The 15,876-nt window shown below is 46.6% G+C and carries 19 protein-coding genes; 14 read left to right on the plus strand and 5 right to left on the minus strand.

Annotated features, from left to right (window positions below):
* The first annotated feature begins 53 nt into the window (after positions 1–53).
* The 6 genes from gshB (at position 54) to AKN87_RS09435 (ending at position 5,117) form a co-directional block, all read left to right on the plus strand.
* Positions 54–1,010, plus strand: a complete 957-nt coding sequence (gshB, locus tag AKN87_RS09410) for a glutathione synthase (protein ID WP_053103270.1) — start codon at positions 54–56, stop codon at positions 1,008–1,010.
* A 278-nt stretch (positions 1,011–1,288) separates the two neighbouring features.
* Positions 1,289–1,858: a YqgE/AlgH family protein gene (locus tag AKN87_RS09415; RefSeq protein ID WP_053103271.1), complete on the plus strand. Its 570-nt coding sequence runs from the start codon at positions 1,289–1,291 to the stop codon at positions 1,856–1,858.
* Positions 1,855–2,292 (plus strand): Holliday junction resolvase RuvX, encoded by a 438-nt coding sequence (gene ruvX / locus AKN87_RS09420; RefSeq protein ID WP_053100879.1) that lies wholly within the window; start codon positions 1,855–1,857, stop codon positions 2,290–2,292. The genes AKN87_RS09415 and ruvX overlap by 4 nt, the downstream gene beginning before the upstream one ends.
* Before the next feature lie 8 nt (positions 2,293–2,300).
* Positions 2,301–2,807: a bifunctional pyr operon transcriptional regulator/uracil phosphoribosyltransferase PyrR gene (gene pyrR / locus AKN87_RS09425; protein WP_053100880.1), complete on the plus strand. Its 507-nt coding sequence runs from the start codon at positions 2,301–2,303 to the stop codon at positions 2,805–2,807.
* Between the two features lie 20 nt (positions 2,808–2,827).
* Complete coding sequence (locus tag AKN87_RS09430) at positions 2,828–3,844, plus strand: aspartate carbamoyltransferase catalytic subunit (protein ID WP_053100881.1); 1,017 nt, start codon at positions 2,828–2,830, stop codon at positions 3,842–3,844.
* Position 3,845: 1 nt separating this feature from the next.
* Positions 3,846–5,117, plus strand: coding sequence for a dihydroorotase (locus tag AKN87_RS09435; protein WP_053103272.1), 1,272 nt, complete (start codon positions 3,846–3,848; stop codon positions 5,115–5,117).
* Between the two features lie 53 nt (positions 5,118–5,170).
* On the opposite strand, the gene AKN87_RS09440 is transcribed toward AKN87_RS09435, so the two are convergent.
* On the minus strand, positions 5,171–6,367 hold the full coding sequence (locus tag AKN87_RS09440; protein WP_053103273.1) for a class I SAM-dependent rRNA methyltransferase: 1,197 nt from the start codon (positions 6,365–6,367) through the stop codon (positions 5,171–5,173).
* A 99-nt stretch (positions 6,368–6,466) separates the two neighbouring features.
* Between AKN87_RS09440 and AKN87_RS09445 the strand changes: the two genes are divergently transcribed.
* The gene (locus tag AKN87_RS09445; protein ID WP_231692601.1) at positions 6,467–7,360 is read left to right on the plus strand and encodes an SdiA-regulated domain-containing protein; all 894 of its coding nucleotides are present in this window, start codon (positions 6,467–6,469) and stop codon (positions 7,358–7,360) included.
* Positions 7,361–7,367: 7 nt separating this feature from the next.
* Here AKN87_RS09445 and cysQ read toward each other — a convergent pair whose 3' ends face one another.
* Positions 7,368–8,192 carry a 3'(2'),5'-bisphosphate nucleotidase CysQ gene (cysQ, locus tag AKN87_RS09450; RefSeq protein WP_373332254.1) on the minus strand — a complete coding sequence of 275 codons (825 nt, stop codon included), beginning with the start codon at positions 8,190–8,192 and terminating at the stop codon, positions 7,368–7,370.
* Positions 8,192–8,779, minus strand: a complete 588-nt coding sequence (gene nudE, locus AKN87_RS09455; protein ID WP_053103275.1) for an ADP compounds hydrolase NudE — start codon at positions 8,777–8,779, stop codon at positions 8,192–8,194. Before nudE ends, cysQ begins: the two co-directional genes overlap by 1 nt.
* 68 nt (positions 8,780–8,847) lie before the next feature.
* On the opposite strand from nudE, the gene yrfG reads away from it, so the two are divergent.
* On the plus strand, positions 8,848–9,507 hold the full coding sequence (yrfG, locus tag AKN87_RS09460; protein WP_053103276.1) for a GMP/IMP nucleotidase: 660 nt from the start codon (positions 8,848–8,850) through the stop codon (positions 9,505–9,507).
* A 40-nt stretch (positions 9,508–9,547) separates the two neighbouring features.
* Here yrfG and AKN87_RS09465 read toward each other — a convergent pair whose 3' ends face one another.
* Positions 9,548–10,237, minus strand: a complete 690-nt coding sequence (locus AKN87_RS09465) for a cytochrome b/b6 domain-containing protein (protein ID WP_053103277.1) — start codon at positions 10,235–10,237, stop codon at positions 9,548–9,550.
* 28 nt (positions 10,238–10,265) lie between these two features.
* On the minus strand, positions 10,266–11,300 hold the full coding sequence (locus AKN87_RS09470; RefSeq protein WP_053103278.1) for a type IV pilus twitching motility protein PilT: 1,035 nt from the start codon (positions 11,298–11,300) through the stop codon (positions 10,266–10,268).
* Positions 11,301–11,450: 150 nt separating this feature from the next.
* On the opposite strand from AKN87_RS09470, the gene AKN87_RS09475 reads away from it, so the two are divergent.
* From AKN87_RS09475 to metW, 6 genes are all read left to right on the plus strand, one after another.
* On the plus strand, positions 11,451–12,140 hold the full coding sequence (locus AKN87_RS09475) for a YggS family pyridoxal phosphate-dependent enzyme (protein ID WP_053103279.1): 690 nt from the start codon (positions 11,451–11,453) through the stop codon (positions 12,138–12,140).
* A 19-nt stretch (positions 12,141–12,159) separates the two neighbouring features.
* Positions 12,160–12,969: a pyrroline-5-carboxylate reductase gene (proC, locus tag AKN87_RS09480; RefSeq protein ID WP_053103280.1), complete on the plus strand. Its 810-nt coding sequence runs from the start codon at positions 12,160–12,162 to the stop codon at positions 12,967–12,969.
* Positions 12,970–13,003: 34 nt separating this feature from the next.
* On the plus strand, positions 13,004–13,612 hold the full coding sequence (locus tag AKN87_RS09485; protein ID WP_053103281.1) for a YggT family protein: 609 nt from the start codon (positions 13,004–13,006) through the stop codon (positions 13,610–13,612).
* 3 nt (positions 13,613–13,615) lie between these two features.
* The gene (locus AKN87_RS09490) at positions 13,616–13,897 is read left to right on the plus strand and encodes a DUF167 family protein (RefSeq protein WP_053100891.1); all 282 of its coding nucleotides are present in this window, start codon (positions 13,616–13,618) and stop codon (positions 13,895–13,897) included.
* 226 nt (positions 13,898–14,123) lie between these two features.
* Entirely contained in the window at positions 14,124–15,263 is a 1,140-nt protein-coding gene (gene metX, locus AKN87_RS09495) for a homoserine O-succinyltransferase MetX (protein WP_053103671.1), read from the plus strand.
* Position 15,264: 1 nt separating this feature from the next.
* A complete protein-coding gene (metW, locus tag AKN87_RS09500) occupies positions 15,265–15,867 on the plus strand; it encodes a methionine biosynthesis protein MetW (RefSeq protein WP_053100892.1) in 603 nt (200 codons plus the stop codon).
* Positions 15,868–15,876: the final 9 nt, after the last annotated feature.

Consider the following 15,876-nt stretch of genomic DNA (forward strand, 5'->3'; position numbering starts at 1 on the left):
CTAGGCCTTTATTAAGCTAGAACTGCACAATTTTACATAGGTGGTTAACCAATATGTCCTTAAAAGTCGGCGTGGTAATGGATCCCATTGATGAGATTGCATTCTATAAAGACAGCACCTTAGCGATGTTACTTGCAGCTCAGGCCAAAGGGTGGTCGTTATTTTATATGGAGCCGCATGATCTGTACCAGCTTCGTTCTGAGGTGCGGGCAAAAATGTGTCCCTTACGTGTTTTTAACGATTCTGAGCATTGGTTTGAGTTGGATCATGAAATTGATTTAGCACTAGGTGAGCTTGATGTCATTTTAATGCGCAAAGACCCTCCATTTGATAATGAGTTTTTATATAGCACTTACTTATTAGAGCAAGCCGAGCAAGCAGGTTGTCTAGTGGTAAATAAAGCTGCCAGTTTGCGCGATTGTAATGAAAAGCTATTTGCGACGTTATTTCCTGAGTTAACTCCAACCACTTTAGTTTCACGTCGTCCTGATATTATTCGTCAGTTTGTGCAAGAGCAAAAAGATGTAATTCTCAAGCCGTTAGACGGCATGGGTGGCTCGTCTATCTTTCGACACCGAGAGGGAGATCCGAACTTATCTGTAATTTTAGAAACTCTAACAGTACATGGTACTCAACAAATTATGGCACAAGCTTATCTGCCAGCGATCGTGGAAGGTGATAAGCGTATTTTGATGATTGATGGTGAGCCTGTACCTTATTGCTTGGCACGAATTCCAGCACAAGGTGAAACCCGCGGCAACTTGGCGGCTGGCGGACGTGGTGAGGCGCGCCCCTTAACCGAGCAAGACTTAGCCATTGCTAAGGCGGTCGGCCCAGAGTTACGTAAGCGGGGTTTACTCTTTGTTGGCCTAGATGTGATTGGTGATCGTTTAACTGAAATTAACGTCACCAGCCCAACATGTATTCGCGAGATTGATCAGGCTTACGATACAAAAATAGCTGCACGCTTGATGGATGTAATTGAGCAAAAGGTTTCTGAAAAAGCATAAGTTTTAGCGTTAAGTTAACAGCATCTAATATCTTAATCATTGATATTACATCCAGGGTGCTGTTAATTTTTCTGTAAAGTATTTGTATGCTATTCGCCAACTAGTTTTTATTGTTTATTGTCAAATAAGCATTTGTCTAAGAGTTTAGCTGCTGCATTCAAGTGTTGAGCTCTTATTGCTTTGATTGAAGACTGTTGTTTATTCGCTCAGAGAGGATTTTAGCTGAAAAGCTATGTGTAAAGCTTATTCAAGTACCTTAGTAGAGTAGAATGGTGTACATGAAAAAAGATAATTTTGTTTCATTACGGCATCACTTTTTAATTGCTATGCCCAATTTACAGGACAGCTATTTTAGCCAGTCTGTGGTGTATCTGGTTGAGCACAGCCCCAAAGGGGCAATGGGGCTGATTATTAATCAGCCCAGTGGGCTTAATCTATCGGATATTTTGCAGCAGTTACGTCCAGAAAATACGGCGCCTACGGGTTTTATGCATAGTGTGCATAATGGCGGGCCAGTAGACACTGGACGTGGTTTTGTGCTGCATTCAGCTGAACAAAACTATCGCGAAAGCATTGAGCTTAACGGCTTACGCTTAAGTACTTCACAAGACGTATTGTTTGCCATTGCTGACCAGCAAGATGCGCCAGCAAAAAGCCTGATTGCGCTAGGTTTTGCCGGTTGGGATGCGGGGCAGTTAGAGCAAGAGTTAGCGGCTAACAGTTGGCTTATGGTACCCGCTACTGAACGCATTATCTTTGACACACCAGCCACTGAAAAGCGGGCCCAAGCTGCTGCGCTGCTGGGGATTAATCTTAACCAACTCTCTACCCAAGTAGGTCATGCATGAGTGGGCAATCGATTCAAACAGTGCTGGGATTTGACTATGGCACCCGCCAAATTGGTGTGGCAGTTGGACAAACGGTCACCGCCCAAGCGCGTGAGCTGACCACCCTCAAAGCGCAAAATGGTGTACCTAATTGGGAGCAAGTCGCGCAACTGCTCGACGAGTGGCAACCCGATGCAGTGGTGGTGGGTTTACCGTTAAATATGGATGGGAGCCGTAGTGAGATGTGTGAGCGGGCAGAGAAATTTGCGCGCCGTTTAGAAGGACGTTTCAATGTCACTTATTTTATGCATGATGAGCGTCTGACTACCTTTGAAGCCAAGGGACAGCGTTTGCAAGCCGGTGACTATGCTAAAAATTTTCGTGAGCGACCTGTGGATGCCATAGCAGCAGCGCTGTTATTACAGGGATGGCTTGAACACTTTGTGCAACACTAGGAGGAGCCATGACTTTACCTCAACCCCATGACCTATTACCGGTAATGGCGCAGCAGCTAGAGGCGTATTTAGCCGAGCGGCAAATTGAACAACCCCACTTTGTCAGTATTCAAACTGGCGGGGTATGGGTGGCTAATGCCTTATTAGCAGCAATGAATCGAGCTGATCAGCCATTGGGAACCTTAAATGTATCCTTTTATCGCGATGATTTTAGCCGCAAAGGGCTGCACCCATTAGTCCGCCCATCACAGCTGCCCTTTGATATCGAAGGCCAGCATTTAGTGTTAATTGATGACGTGTTAATGAGTGGCCGAACCATTCGTGCAGCACTGAATGAACTGTTTGATTATGGTCGCCCAGCCAGCGTGACCTTAGTCTGCTTATTAGATTTAAATGCTCGCGAATTGCCGATTCGCCCTGATATTGTCGGGGCAACACTTACTTTACCTGCCGCGCAGCGAGTAAAATTAACCGGACCTGAACCTTTAGCCATTGAGCTAAGAACTCTTGCGTAATTGTCATACTGGAAACGCCCATGCCCTCTAAATTTGCTGCTTGTCCTTTGCAACTTAATGAACACGGTCGCTTGCGACACTTTCTCTCTTTGGATGGATTACCGAAAGAGATGCTCACCGAAATCTTGGACACAGCCGATTCCTTTTTAGAGGTGGGCGCTCGAGCAGTTAAAAAAGTGCCGTTACTGCGTGGAATGACAGTGTGTAACGTGTTTTTTGAAAACTCGACCCGTACCCGCACCACCTTTGAACTGGCAGCTAAGCGTTTATCAGCCGACGTATTAACGCTCAACGTTTCAACCTCGTCGACTAGTAAAGGTGAAACCCTGACCGATACCTTGCGTAACCTTGAAGCGATGGCGGCCGATATGTTTGTGGTGCGCCATGCCGACTCAGGCGCTGCCCACTTTATTGCCGAGCATGTCAGCCCCAATGTAGCGATTATCAATGGCGGTGATGGCCGTCATGCACACCCGACTCAGGGGATGCTCGATATGTTGACCATTCGTCGACATAAGGGGGATTTTTCTAAGTTATCGGTGGCTATTGTTGGCGATATTCTGCATTCGCGAGTGGCGCGCTCAGATATGTTGGCGCTGAAGACTTTAGGTTGCCCAGATATTCGAGTGATTGCGCCAAAAACCTTATTGCCTGTGGGGCTAGAGCAGTATGGGGTATCGGTTTATCACGATATTGAGCAGGGCCTCAAAGACGTGGATGTGATCATTATGTTGCGCTTACAGCGCGAGCGGATGCAAGGTGGGCTGCTGCCTAGCCATGGCGAGTTTTTTCGTTTATATGGGCTCACAGAGCAGCGGCTAGCTTTAGCTAAACCAGATGCCATTGTGATGCACCCAGGGCCGATTAATCGTGGCGTAGAGATTGAATCAGCGGTAGCCGATAGCGCCCAGTCGTTGATCTTAAATCAAGTTACTTACGGCATTGCGATACGCATGGCAGTGTTGTCTATGGCGATGAGCGGGCAGATGGAGCAACGGAATGAGTTTGAGCGTTTAGCGGCACAGGAGATCAACTAACATGCGAATTCAGATCAGTGGCGCCCGTTTAATTGATCCAGCCAATCAGCTAGATCAAGTAGCCGATATTTTTATTCAGTCCGGTAAGGTGGTTGCGATCGGACGGATGCCCCGTGATTTTGTGGCCGATCAAATGATCGATGCCCATGGTTTAGTGGCAGCACCAGGGTTAGTCGATTTAGCCGCTTCGCTGCGCGAGCCAGGCTATGGCCGTAAAGGCAATATTGCCAGCGAAACCTTCGCTGCCGCAGTCGGTGGAGTAACTAGCCTATGCTGTACGCCCTTTACCAAACCGGTAACCGATACTGCAGCGGTGGTTGACTTAATCTTAGAAAAAGCCCGCGATCAAGGCTTTACCAAGGTATATCCTTTAGGTGCGCTAACCCAAGGTTTAAAAGGTGAGCAATTAGCAGAGTTAGTTACCTTAAAACAAGCTGGTTGTGTGGCCTTTACTAATGGTTTGCAGCCGATTGTGAATAACCGCGTGTTGCGCCATGCCTTAGAGTACGCTGCGACCTTTGATTTAACTGTGATCTTTCAACCTCAAGACGCTGATTTAGCTGCCGGTGGTATTGCTCACGAAGGTAAAACCGCGAGCTTCCGTGGCTTAGCGGGCATTCCAGAAACCGCTGAAACCGTGGCGTTATCTAGGGATTTACTACTGGTTGAGCAAAGTGGGGTACGGGCGCATTTTAGCCAGATTACCACTGCTAAAGGCGCTTATTTAATTGCTAAAGCCCAAGCCCGTGGTCTGCCGGTGACGGCTGATGTGGCAATGTATCAGTTGCTATTAAATGACGAAGAATTAATCGATTTTTCTAGTGACTACCATGTTATTCCGCCGATTCGCTCACAAGAAGATCAGCAAGGCTTACTCGAAGCGGTGAAGTCTGGAGTCATTGGTGCAATTGCTAGCCACCATCAGCCCCAAGAGCGCGATGCGAAGCTAGCGCCGTTTGCCGATACTGAACCTGGTATTAGCAGCATTGAAATTCTTTTACCCTTAGCGTTACGTTTAGTTGAGCAGGGGCTATTGGATTTACCGACCGCGATTGCCCGCTTAACCTATGGCCCAGCACAAGCTCTGAATTTAAAAGCAGGCCGACTGACGGTTGGCTCGGTTGCCGATTTGGTGTTATTTGATCCGCAGCAGAGCATCACGGTAGGTGAGCGTTGGTATTCGAAAGGTCGCAATTGTCCGTTTATGGGTGAAACCTTGCCGGGGCATGTGCGCTATACCCTGCTCAATGGTGAAATTATTTACCGCGCCTAAACCAGCGCTAAATATAACGGGGCGCTTAACTGCCCCGTTATTGATGGCAGTGATTAACTGGTAGGTAAAACACGGCATACCATGGTCTTTAGTACACGGCTTTCGTTGATCGCCGGATGGCTTGGGTAGCAAGGGCTAGCACCACTGACTTGTAGCACTTGTAGGTTACGATCTAAGTGGCGAGCACTGGCCAGCAACGCTGCTTGCATTTGTTCTTCATTAAAGAAGGGCGAGCGCGAGTTGACCAGTAATAAACCATCGCGGTTGAGTAAACGCATGGCACCTTCATAGAGTTTGCGATAGCCTGCTTCACCGGTTTTGAGGTCTTTTTTACGCTTAATAAAGGCCGGTGGATCAATAATCACCAGATCAAAACGCTGTTCTTCGGCTTTTAGGCTCTGCAAACCTTCTAGTACTTCCCCTTGTAAACACTGCACGATCTCTTGCACTTGATGCTGTTCAGCGTTTTCTAACAGTAAATCAGTGGCTAATTCGCCAGCTTCTAAGGCGACTACTGACTCTGCTCCAGCAATCGCTGCAGTAATTGGCCAAGCGCCAGTGTCGGCATACAGGCAGAGTACGCGTCTATCAGTCACCCATTGCGCCAGCTGCTGACGGCTGCTTTGTAAGTCAAACTGCCACGAAGTTTTTTTCTTTTCTAAGGCGTGGGTGACAAAATCAAGGCCGTTTTCTTCCACCATCAGGGCTTCAGGAAACTCGCCATAGGCAGTTTCTACATAGCGTGGCAGCTCTTCCCAGTCGCGGTTAGGTAAATCATGGCGCCAGAGCACGGCTTCAGGCTTAAACACTTGCACGATTGCTTCCAGCAGCAGTGCTTTGTGCTGCTCCATCGCTTGGGTAGAAAGCTGCACAACAAAGTAATCACCAAAGCGATCAATCTCAATCCCGGGTAAAAAGTCAGCTTCGGCATTCACTAAACGATAAAACGGGCTAGGATAGATTGCATCGCGCAATGAGGCGGCAATGTTTAAGCGGTGTACCAGTAGCGATTTATCAAACGGATGCTCAATATCGCGGGAGTATAAACGGGCACAGACCAACTGATTAGGCGCCATTAAGGCAATACCTAATGCCTTACCTTGGGCGCTTTCAATAATCACCGCTTGGCCTTGGCTAAATTGAGTCAGAGGTGTGAGTTTAGTATCGACTTCATTGCTGTAAACCCACAGATGGCCGCTGCGCAAACGGCGGTCGGCTTGGGCCTTGAGTCGAAGAATCGCCAGAGACATGTAACTACCCCAAAAAATAATAAAAAACTGGGCCGTAGTTTACCTTGCGGTAACATACTGCGCTCATTCTTCTGTTACTTCGTCTTAGGATTGATCACCTTGTTTAAAGTACGCTGGAAAATCGTTGTTCTTATGGCCTTATTAATATTACTCGGTAGTGCCAGCCATTATTTTCATTGGCATCAACAGTTATTGTTTTGGGTTAAAGAAACCACAGTCAGACAAAAAGTGCGCGAGCAAAGTATTTGGTTGCCCGATTATGAGGCGGTGATTCAAGCTAAGGAACTGCCGGGCCTAGAAAAGTATGAGACCTCGGCTTTAACTTGGAACCCAGCCACTCAAACGTTATTTAGCGTAACAGGCAAGATACCGCAACTTGTGGAAATCTCACCTGAGGGTGAGCTGTTGCGCAGAATTGAGCTTGAAGGGTTTGCTGATCCGGAAGGGGTTGAGGTAATTGATGCACAACGCATGGCTATTATCGATGAGCGTCGTGGCGAAATGGTGGTGTTTAAACTGCCGATTAAAGGCGATGTATTACGTTATGCAGAATTGGTCGCAGTCAACTTAGGCATTGTTAAAGCCGGCAATAAAGGTTTTGAAGGGATTGCTTGGGATGCGGTGAATCAGCGCATGATTTTAGCTAAAGAACGCAGTCCCTATGGGTTGTTTAGTCTGCCATTTCCTGACGACAATAACTTTCCTAAGACCCTGCAAGAGCTGCCTTCGAAGCATTTATTTGTGCGTGATATGTCATCTCTGGCGATTGACCCACGTACAGGACACATGCTGGTGTTATCCGATGAGTCGCGGTTGTTGGTAGAGCTAGATGAAAATGGGGAAACGGTCAGCTATATCAGTTTAGTTCGCGGTTTTAACGGCTTGAAAAAGAGTATTAATCAAGCCGAAGGGGTAGCGATAGATGAGCACGGCACAATTTATTTAGTCAGTGAGCCAAACTTATTCTATGTCTTTAAAAAGCTCAAGAATTAGCAATAACTTAAGCCTTAGCTTGTGCCAGCAGGGGACGCAAACTGGCAAACCACGGCGCATCTTTTGCTAATGCCATAAAATAAGGGTTAAGTAAGCTCGCTTGAGCTGGGTAATTAAAACGACTGCCATCTAACTTCAATACTACGCCGCCAGCGCCTTCGACTACCGCTTGGGCGGCGGCGGTATCCCACTGCGAAGTGGGCGCAAGGCGTGGATAAAAATCGACTAACCCCTGGGCTAATAAACAAAACTTGAGCGAGCTGCCAATGTTGGCCAGTTCTACTGCAAATTGTTGTTTGAGGGTGGCTAAGAGTTGCTCTTGTAACTCTGAACTATGGCGGCGACTGGCGACTACAGTCAGTGTTTCAGGGCTGTTACGTACCTTAATCGGCTGTGGGCTGCTGTGTGGTTCGATTAACCAAGCGCCTAACTCAGCGCCGCCATAAAAACATTGCTGCCGCACAGGTACGCCAACTACACCAAAGACCACTTGGCCCTGCTCGATTAGCGCCACATTGACGGTAAATTCATCACTGCCATTGATAAACTCTTTGGTGCCATCGAGCGGATCAACCAACCACCAACGCTGCCATTGCTGGCGCTCACTTAGGGCAATAGCGCAGTCCTCTTCCGAGAGCACTGGGATTTCGGGAGCAATGTGCTGCAAACCTTGGCTTAAGACATGATGGGCGGCCAAGTCTGCCGCAGTGACTGGGGAGTTATCTGGTTTTTGGCTAACTTCGGTGTTGGTTTTCCAGTAAGGCAAAATGGCTGCACCGGCTTCCATCACCAGCGCCACAACGGCTTGCATTAGCGCATCAGAAATCTGCATTAAGGTGCTCCCTTAACATCAGTAGGCTTGAGTAAGCCGCGCTGCTGTAATAGATCGCGTACCACATAGAGCGCCGCTAAAGCGCGGCCTTCCGAAAAGTTAGGGCGAGCTAATAAGCCGAGTAAGTCATTGAGCGAGGCTGTTTCAACCCCCATAGGTTCAGGCTCATCACCCTCAAGCCGAGATGGGTATAAATCGCGAGCCAGCACCACTTGTATGCGTTGGCTCATATAGCCGGGCGATAAGCTCAGCTCGGTGATCCATTCTAGTTCACGGGCAGCATAGCCTGCTTCTTCTTGCAGCTCACGATTGGCGGCCATTAAGGCATCTTCACCGGGATCAATCAGCCCCTTAGGTAGGGTTAATTCGTAGCTTTCAGTGCCGGCGCAGTACTCTTCAATTAACACAAAGTTTTCGGCATCGAGCATGGCCACAATCATCACCGCACCTAGGCCGCCGGGTTTACCGCGTAAGCGCTCGTAGGTGCGCTGCACGCCATTACTGAAGCGTAGCTCTAATTGTTCTACCCGAAATAAACGGCTCTTTGCCACTTCTTGAGTAGCTAAAATTTCAGGTTTTTTACGCATATAGAGGCTCCTTTAGTGATTCCTTGTATCATACCTTGCTCGACAATCAATTGAATGGGTTAGTTTGCATGTTGCCATTACCGTGGGCCGAGATAGATACCGTGCTATTAGATATGGACGGTACCTTGCTGGACTTACATTTTGATAATTATTTTTGGCTGCATCATTTGCCTGCCTGTTATGCCAAGCAACATCGGCTGAGCCTAGAGCAAGCAAAGGCCTATTTACAGCCATTACTGGCCAGTTATCAAGGTCAATTAGCCTGGTATTGCACCGACTTTTGGAGCGAAAAGCTGCAGCTGCCGATTGTGCAGATGAAACGTGATACGGCCGAAAAAATTGCGTGGCGCCCAGAAGCCCAAGCATTTTTACAGCGTTTAGGAGCGATGGGTAAACAGCGGGTGTTAATTACCAACGCCCATCCTGACTCGTTACAGATTAAGTTAGAACAGGTGGCTTTAGCGCCTTATTTAGACCAGATAATTAGCTCCCATACGCTTGGCTATCCGAAAGAAGATCAGTGTTTCTGGCAGGCACTACAGGCACAGTTGCAGTTTAGTCGTGCGCGGAGTGTGTTCTTTGATGACAGTGAAGCGGTGTTAACCAGCGCTCAGCACTATGGCGTTGCACATACCTTAGCCATTGCCCAGCCAGATAGCCAAGGGCCATTCAAGCATTACCAGCACTTTAGTGCAGTACAGAGCTTTATGGCGTTATTTGAATCTTAATAACTATTCAGCCCGCATATTGCGGGCTGAATATATCGGATTAGAAACTAAAGGCTGAAGGTGCTGGTGGCGGTGGTGGAGGAACCCAAGCACCACTGGCTAAATAGTACGCACCAGCAGCTACTATCAGGGAAAAGACTAAGGCGATCCAGCCGCCTCCTTTGGCATCTTGTTGGCTGTCATGGGTCGCTTTGGCTTGGCCGGTGATCATGGGTTTGACTAAATTATGCTTTTTAACTAACGCATGCAGAGCAATGGCCAGAATGTGTAAGCTAATTAAGCCGACAATAAACCAGAGGCCTAAGCGGTGCAGGCTGGTGATTTCTAAGCTGGTGCTGGTGCTGACCAAGCGGGCTAAGGGACCGCGAAAGGCAATGTCGTCGTAGGTAAATAAGCCCGTCACTGCTTGCCAGGTCAGCAAGCCGAGCAGCGCGAAAACCGATAATACGCCTAGTGGATTGTGACCGGCTTGGTGCCACTGACCCTTCAAGTACTTTGGCAATTGCAGTACCGAGCAGAGTAAGCGATCAATTCGGGCATAGGTCGAGCCAACTAGCATCCAGCTCAAACGAAAGGCCAGTAAGGCGACAATCAAGATGCCTAAGCGTCCGTGCCATTGCATTAAACTGCCGCCTTGCCAGCCAGTATAGAGCGCACCGAAGGTGGCAGCGGCAAGTAACCAATGAAACACCCGCAAGGGTGCATCCCATACACGAATTGAGCGAACCATGATGACTCCCTATAGTAAGTAAAAATAATTAAAAATTAGTAGGTGTTTTAGCTTTTTCACGTGCTCTTTCGGTACTAATTAAACCACGGCTAACTAACTCATGCAGTGAGCGATCAAGAGTTTGCATGCCTAAAGCTCCACTGGTTTGAATTGCGGAGTACATTTGGGCGATCTTATCTTCTCTTATTAAGTTTCGAATGGCAGGGGTATTAAGCATGATTTCATGGGCAGCAACGCGTCCCCCTCCATTTTTTTTCAATAATGTTTGGGAGATTACTGCTTCTAGTGATTCGGAAAGCATTGATCGGATCATAGGTTTCTCTCCAGCAGGAAACACATCGATGATACGATCAATGGTTTTAGCTGCAGAGGTGGTGTGTAGGGTACCGAAAACTAGATGCCCTGTTTCTGCAGCTGTAAGAGCTAAACGAATAGTCTCTAAGTCACGTAACTCACCTACTAGAATAATATCTGGATCTTCTCGGAGAGCTGAGCGTAATGCTTGATTGAAATTTAATGTGTCGCGATGTACTTCACGTTGATTTATTAGACAGCGTTTCGACTCGTGAACGAATTCGATAGGATCTTCAATGGTGAGAATATGGCGATGAAAGTTGTTATTTAGATAGTCGATCATCGCTGCTAGAGTCGTGGACTTACCAGACCCTGTTGGACCAGTAACCAACACTAAGCCACGTGGAGTTTCAGCAATACGGCGAAACACGTCTCCCATCTCTAGGTCTTCCATGGAGAGTGCGGTGTTTGGAATAGTTCGAAACACTGCTGCTGAGCCGCGATGCTGAGTAAAAGCATTGACTCGGAAGCGGGCAACACCAGAAACTTCAAATGAGAAATCTGTTTCTAAATTAGTTTCATAGTCTTTTAGTTGGCGATCATTCATAAGACTACAAATTAATGAATGAACCTGTTTGTGCTCCATTATAGGCGCATCCATTCGACGCATATCACCGTCTACACGAATCATTGGTGGTAATCCTGCCGATAAGTGTAAATCTGATGCGCCTTGTTTGGCACTAAAAGCCAGTAATTCGGTAATATTCATGATGCTCCAGAAAACCTTTAGATAACAGGTGTTAAGTGGTCAGCGTTAAGCTATTAATGGTAACTATAAATGTAGAGTCTGATTTGATTTACATCTTAAAAACTCAAACTATTTTTAATAAACTGTTTAATAAAGAATCAAAATTTAATCATGTCTACTAACTTAGCACAAAATTTTCAGCAAGTTTGCCAACGGTTGGAACAGGCAAGTTTAGAGCTTGCTGCTGGGGCAGCCGCTCCACAACTCTTAGCGGTTAGCAAATACCACAGCAGTTCTTTAATTGCAGAGCTATATCAATTAGGGCAGGTTGCTTTTGCAGAGAGCTATGTGCAAGAGGCCTTAAGTAAGCAACAGGAGCTAGCAGGGCTTGCAATAGAGTGGCATTTCATTGGGCCAATTCAATCCAATAAAACTAAACAAATTGCGCAGCACTTTACTTGGGTGCATTCGGTTGATCGCTTAAAGGTTGCCGAGCGTTTAAATAAAGCCTGTGCTGATAGTGGTCGGCGTTTAAATATTTGTTTGCAAGTTAATATCAGTCGTGAAGCCAGTAAGTCAGGCTGTTTACCCGAAGAACTGCCAGCCTTAGCTATAGCTGTGCAGTCTTTGCCTTATTTGCAGTTACGAGGATTAATGGCTATTCCTAACCCAACTGAAGATATCGCCGAACAGCGTGCAAACTTTGCTAAAGTGGCAGCATTGCAAGCGCAGCTTAATCAAATCCTTGATGACCCATTAGATACGCTATCTATGGGGATGAGTAATGATTTAGAGGCAGCCGTGGCTGAAGGTGCCACCTACGTGCGTATAGGAACAGCGTTATTTGGTGCACGTACTTAATATTGGGGAATTTGGAACGATGAAAAAAATTGCATTTATTGGCGGTGGTAATATGGCCGCCAGTCTAATCGGTGGTTTAGTGAGCAATGGATGGACTGCCGAGTATATTATAGTGAGTGATCCAAGTGTTGAGCGACTGGCATATTTACAGCACACTTTTGGAATTCAGACTACGCAAGATAATAGTGCAGCAGCAGCGTATGCTGAAGTGATAGTGTTAGCAGTCAAACCTCAGGTGATGCAGTCTGTTTGTATGAGCTTGAGTGAGCAAGTAGGCTCGCAATTGATTATTTCAATTGCTGCAGGCATTCCCTGCTCAGTTATTAGTCAATGGCTGGGCAGCCAAACAGTCATTCGCTGCATGCCCAATACTCCAGCTTTGATTGGAGCGGGTATTAGTGGATTGTTTGCAACTGCAGTAGTTACAGCGGAGCAAAAACAATTAGCAGAAAGAATTTTGCAAGGTGCAGGCAAGGTCAGTTGGTTAACACAAGAAGTACAAATTGATGCGGTAACTGCTATTTCAGGAAGTGGTCCGGCATATTTTTTCTTGCTAGTTGAAGCGATGATAGCAAGTGGTGAGCAACTCGGCTTAAGTCGTGCGGTGGCTACTGAGCTAGCTCAGCAAACGGCCTTAGGCGCAGCTAAAATGCTTGTACAGAGTCCGCATGATGCAGCGACCTTGCGTCAGCAGGTGACTTCACCACAGGGTACAACGGAAGCAGCGATTAAGACTTTTTTAAACGGTGGTTTTATGGCCTTAGCTGAGCAAGCCATTACCGCAGCTGCGACTCGCTCGCAAGAGTTGGCTCAGCAGTTGAGTCAGTAACCGAATGAATTTATTAGCAGAAGTTGAGTAATTTATGAACGAAGCACTTTCTGGCGGGCAAGCGTTACTGTATGCAGTAAAAGTATTAGGTGGCTTTTATATTTTTTTAGTCATGATGCGTTTTTTACTGCAATTGGTGTACGCAGATTTTTACAATCCAATTTCACAGTTTATGGTTAAAAGTACTCAGCCATTATTAGCTCCATTAAGACGCTTATTGCCATCTAAAGGACGTCTAGATTTTGCGTCTTTAGTTCTGGCAGTTGGGTTGCAAACAGGGCTAATTCTCATAATGTTGGTACTGATATTTGATAGCAGTGTGTTGGGCGATTTTGCTCTCAGTGCGGTACTTTGGAGTATTGTGTTGTTAGGTAAGTTAGCGGTAAAAATATTTTATTTTTCGTTAATTATCAGTGTGATTTTATCGTGGATCGCACCAATGAGTCGCCATCCTGCTGCAGAACTGATTAATCAGGTAGTTGATCCAATGCTAGGTATTTTCCGACGTTTCCTTCCTAATTTAGGAGGGCTGGATATTTCGCCAATCTTTGCCATTATTGGACTTAACTTGCTTGATAACTTTGTACTGATGAATTTAGCTCAGGCAGTTAATATGCCCAGTATTTTATTAGGGAGTTTTTAATTAGTGCTTGAGACAGTATGGCGTCAAGAGGGTGAGGATATTGTCTTATTTTGTCACTTGCAGCCTGGTGCACGTACAACTGAATTAGCAGGCTTGCATGATGGGCGTCTTAAAATACGGATTCAAGCGCCTCCTGTTGAAGGTAAAGCTAATACAGTCCTGATTCATTTTCTGAGTAAATTATTCGGTGTGCCAAAACGTCGAGTTCTTATTGAATCTGGTGAGCTTAATCGACAAAAACGTGTGCGTATTATTGCGCCTGCAAACAATCCGCTTTTAACTTAGGCAATTTGTAGGAACAGAAGATGTTGCTTGTTCTGAGTAGGTATATGCTATGAAAAATTGTGATAAAACACACTGAAAAATAAGCCAGTCAATACCTGTCGTACAGTAGATTCTGTCACTCGCCTAAGCCACATTTGTTTAAAGTTAGTAAAATAAGTGCGGCTAACCTTGCCGCACTGCGCGGCAAAATCTAGACTGCATAGCTTACGTATGAGAGAGATTGGTCGTGCCTTCTACATTTCCTGAAGATTCTGTGGGGTTAGTGACTCCACAAATCGCTGAGTTTGAGCAGCCACTTGAGCTGGACTGCGGCAAAACCCTACCGGCTTATCAAATTATTTATGAAACCTATGGCCAGTTGAATGCTGCTGGCAGTAACGCAGTGCTAATTTGTCACGCGTTATCGGGTCATCATCATGCGGCTGGTTACCATTCGCCGGAGGATAAAAAGCCTGGCTGGTGGGATGCCTGTATTGGTCCGGGTAAAGCCATTGATACCAATAAGTTTTTTGTGGTGAGCTTGAATAACCTTGGCGGCTGCCATGGCTCTACTGGACCTGCCAGTATTGATCCTGAAACCGGCAAGCAGTACGGCGCAACCTTCCCAATTGTTACGGTTAAGGATTGGGTGCGTAGCCAAGTGCGCCTAGCGGATCGCTTAGGTATTAAACAATGGGCAGCCGTGGTTGGCGGCAGCATGGGCGGTATGCAGGCAATGCAGTGGAGTATCATGTATCCCGAACGGGTACGCCATTGCGTGGCAATTGCTGCGGCGCCTAAATTATCTGCGCAGAATATTGCCTTTAATGAGGTAGCGCGCCAAGCAATTATGAAAGATCCTGACTTTCATGGCGGAGACTTTGCCGCCCATGGCGTCATTCCTAAGCGTGGATTAATGTTGGCGCGGATGGTCGGGCACATTACCTATTTGTCCGATGACTCCATGGGGCAAAAGTTTGGCCGTGAACTGCGCAGTGATTGCCTAACCTATGACTTTAATAATATCGAGTTTCAGGTTGAAAGCTATTTGCGTTATCAGGGCGAGCAGTTTTCTACCCGCTTTGATGGCAATACCTATCTGTTAATGACTAAGGCTTTGGATTATTTTGATCCTGCCGCTGACTTTAACGATGATCTGAGTGCTGCAATGGCTGAAGCCAGTGCCAGTTTCTTTATTGTGTCCTTTACTACTGACTGGCGTTTCTCGCCGGCGCGTTCACGGGAAATTGTCGATGCGTTGATTTCAGCTGACAAGCGAGTGACTTATTTAGAGGTGGATGCGCCCCAAGGGCATGATGCGTTCTTGATTCCGATTCCTCGTTATTTACAAGCCTTTAGCGGCTTTATGCAGCGGATTGAGGTGTGAGATGCGTGCCGATTTAGCGTTAATTGAACAGTGGATTCCTAAAGGCAGCCGGGTGCTGGACTTAGGCTGCGGTGATGGTGAGTTGTTGGCTTCATTGATGAAGCACAAACAAGTCACTGGTTATGGTTTAGAAATTGCGGCCGACAACATTGCTGCCTGTATCGACAAAGGCGTCAATGTGATTGAACAAGACCTTGACCAAGGCTTGAGTAATTTTGATAGTGATAGTTTTGATGTGGTGGTGATGAGCCAAGCACTGCAAGTGGTGCATTACCCGGACAAAATTTTGCAAGAAATGCTGCGGGTGGGTAAAACCTGCATCATCACCTTTCCAAACTTTGGGCACTGGCGTTGCCGTTGGTACTTAGCTACTAAAGGGCAGATGCCGGTGTCTGAGTTTATGCCCTACACCTGGTACAACACACCGAACATTCACTTCTGTACCTTTAAAGATTTTGAGGTGATGTGTCAGCAAATGAATATGCAGGTGTTAGATCGTCTCGCGGTAGATAGTCAGTATGAGAAAACCGTGGCCAGTGATCTGTGGCCGAACCTCTTTGGTGAGGTGGGGATTTATCGGGTCACGGCTAATCGTCACAACTAAGGAGAACAG

This window comes from Thiopseudomonas alkaliphila (assembly GCF_001267175.1).
Classification (GTDB): Bacteria; Pseudomonadota; Gammaproteobacteria; order Pseudomonadales; family Pseudomonadaceae; genus Oblitimonas; species Oblitimonas alkaliphila.

Coding starts and splice junctions, on each gene's coding strand:
- ruvX (WP_053100879.1), top strand. CDS start 1,855: ATGAGTGGGCAATCGATTCAAACAGTGCTGGGATTTGACTATGGCACC.
- AKN87_RS09440 (WP_053103273.1), bottom strand. CDS start 6,367: ATGTCTCTGGCGATTCTTCGACTCAAGGCCCAAGCCGACCGCCGTTTG.
- AKN87_RS09435 (WP_053103272.1), top strand. CDS start 3,846: ATGCGAATTCAGATCAGTGGCGCCCGTTTAATTGATCCAGCCAATCAG.
- AKN87_RS09465 (WP_053103277.1), bottom strand. CDS start 10,237: ATGGTTCGCTCAATTCGTGTATGGGATGCACCCTTGCGGGTGTTTCAT.
- proC (WP_053103280.1), top strand. CDS start 12,160: ATGAAAAAAATTGCATTTATTGGCGGTGGTAATATGGCCGCCAGTCTA.
- pyrR (WP_053100880.1), top strand. CDS start 2,301: ATGACTTTACCTCAACCCCATGACCTATTACCGGTAATGGCGCAGCAG.
- AKN87_RS09430 (WP_053100881.1), top strand. CDS start 2,828: ATGCCCTCTAAATTTGCTGCTTGTCCTTTGCAACTTAATGAACACGGT.
- gshB (WP_053103270.1), top strand. CDS start 54: ATGTCCTTAAAAGTCGGCGTGGTAATGGATCCCATTGATGAGATTGCA.
- cysQ (WP_373332254.1), bottom strand. CDS start 8,192: ATGCAGATTTCTGATGCGCTAATGCAAGCCGTTGTGGCGCTGGTGATG.
- nudE (WP_053103275.1), bottom strand. CDS start 8,779: ATGCGTAAAAAACCTGAAATTTTAGCTACTCAAGAAGTGGCAAAGAGC.
- AKN87_RS09485 (WP_053103281.1), top strand. CDS start 13,004: ATGAACGAAGCACTTTCTGGCGGGCAAGCGTTACTGTATGCAGTAAAA.
- metW (WP_053100892.1), top strand. CDS start 15,265: ATGCGTGCCGATTTAGCGTTAATTGAACAGTGGATTCCTAAAGGCAGC.
- yrfG (WP_053103276.1), top strand. CDS start 8,848: ATGTTGCCATTACCGTGGGCCGAGATAGATACCGTGCTATTAGATATG.
- AKN87_RS09415 (WP_053103271.1), top strand. CDS start 1,289: ATGAAAAAAGATAATTTTGTTTCATTACGGCATCACTTTTTAATTGCT.
- AKN87_RS09470 (WP_053103278.1), bottom strand. CDS start 11,300: ATGAATATTACCGAATTACTGGCTTTTAGTGCCAAACAAGGCGCATCA.
- AKN87_RS09475 (WP_053103279.1), top strand. CDS start 11,451: ATGTCTACTAACTTAGCACAAAATTTTCAGCAAGTTTGCCAACGGTTG.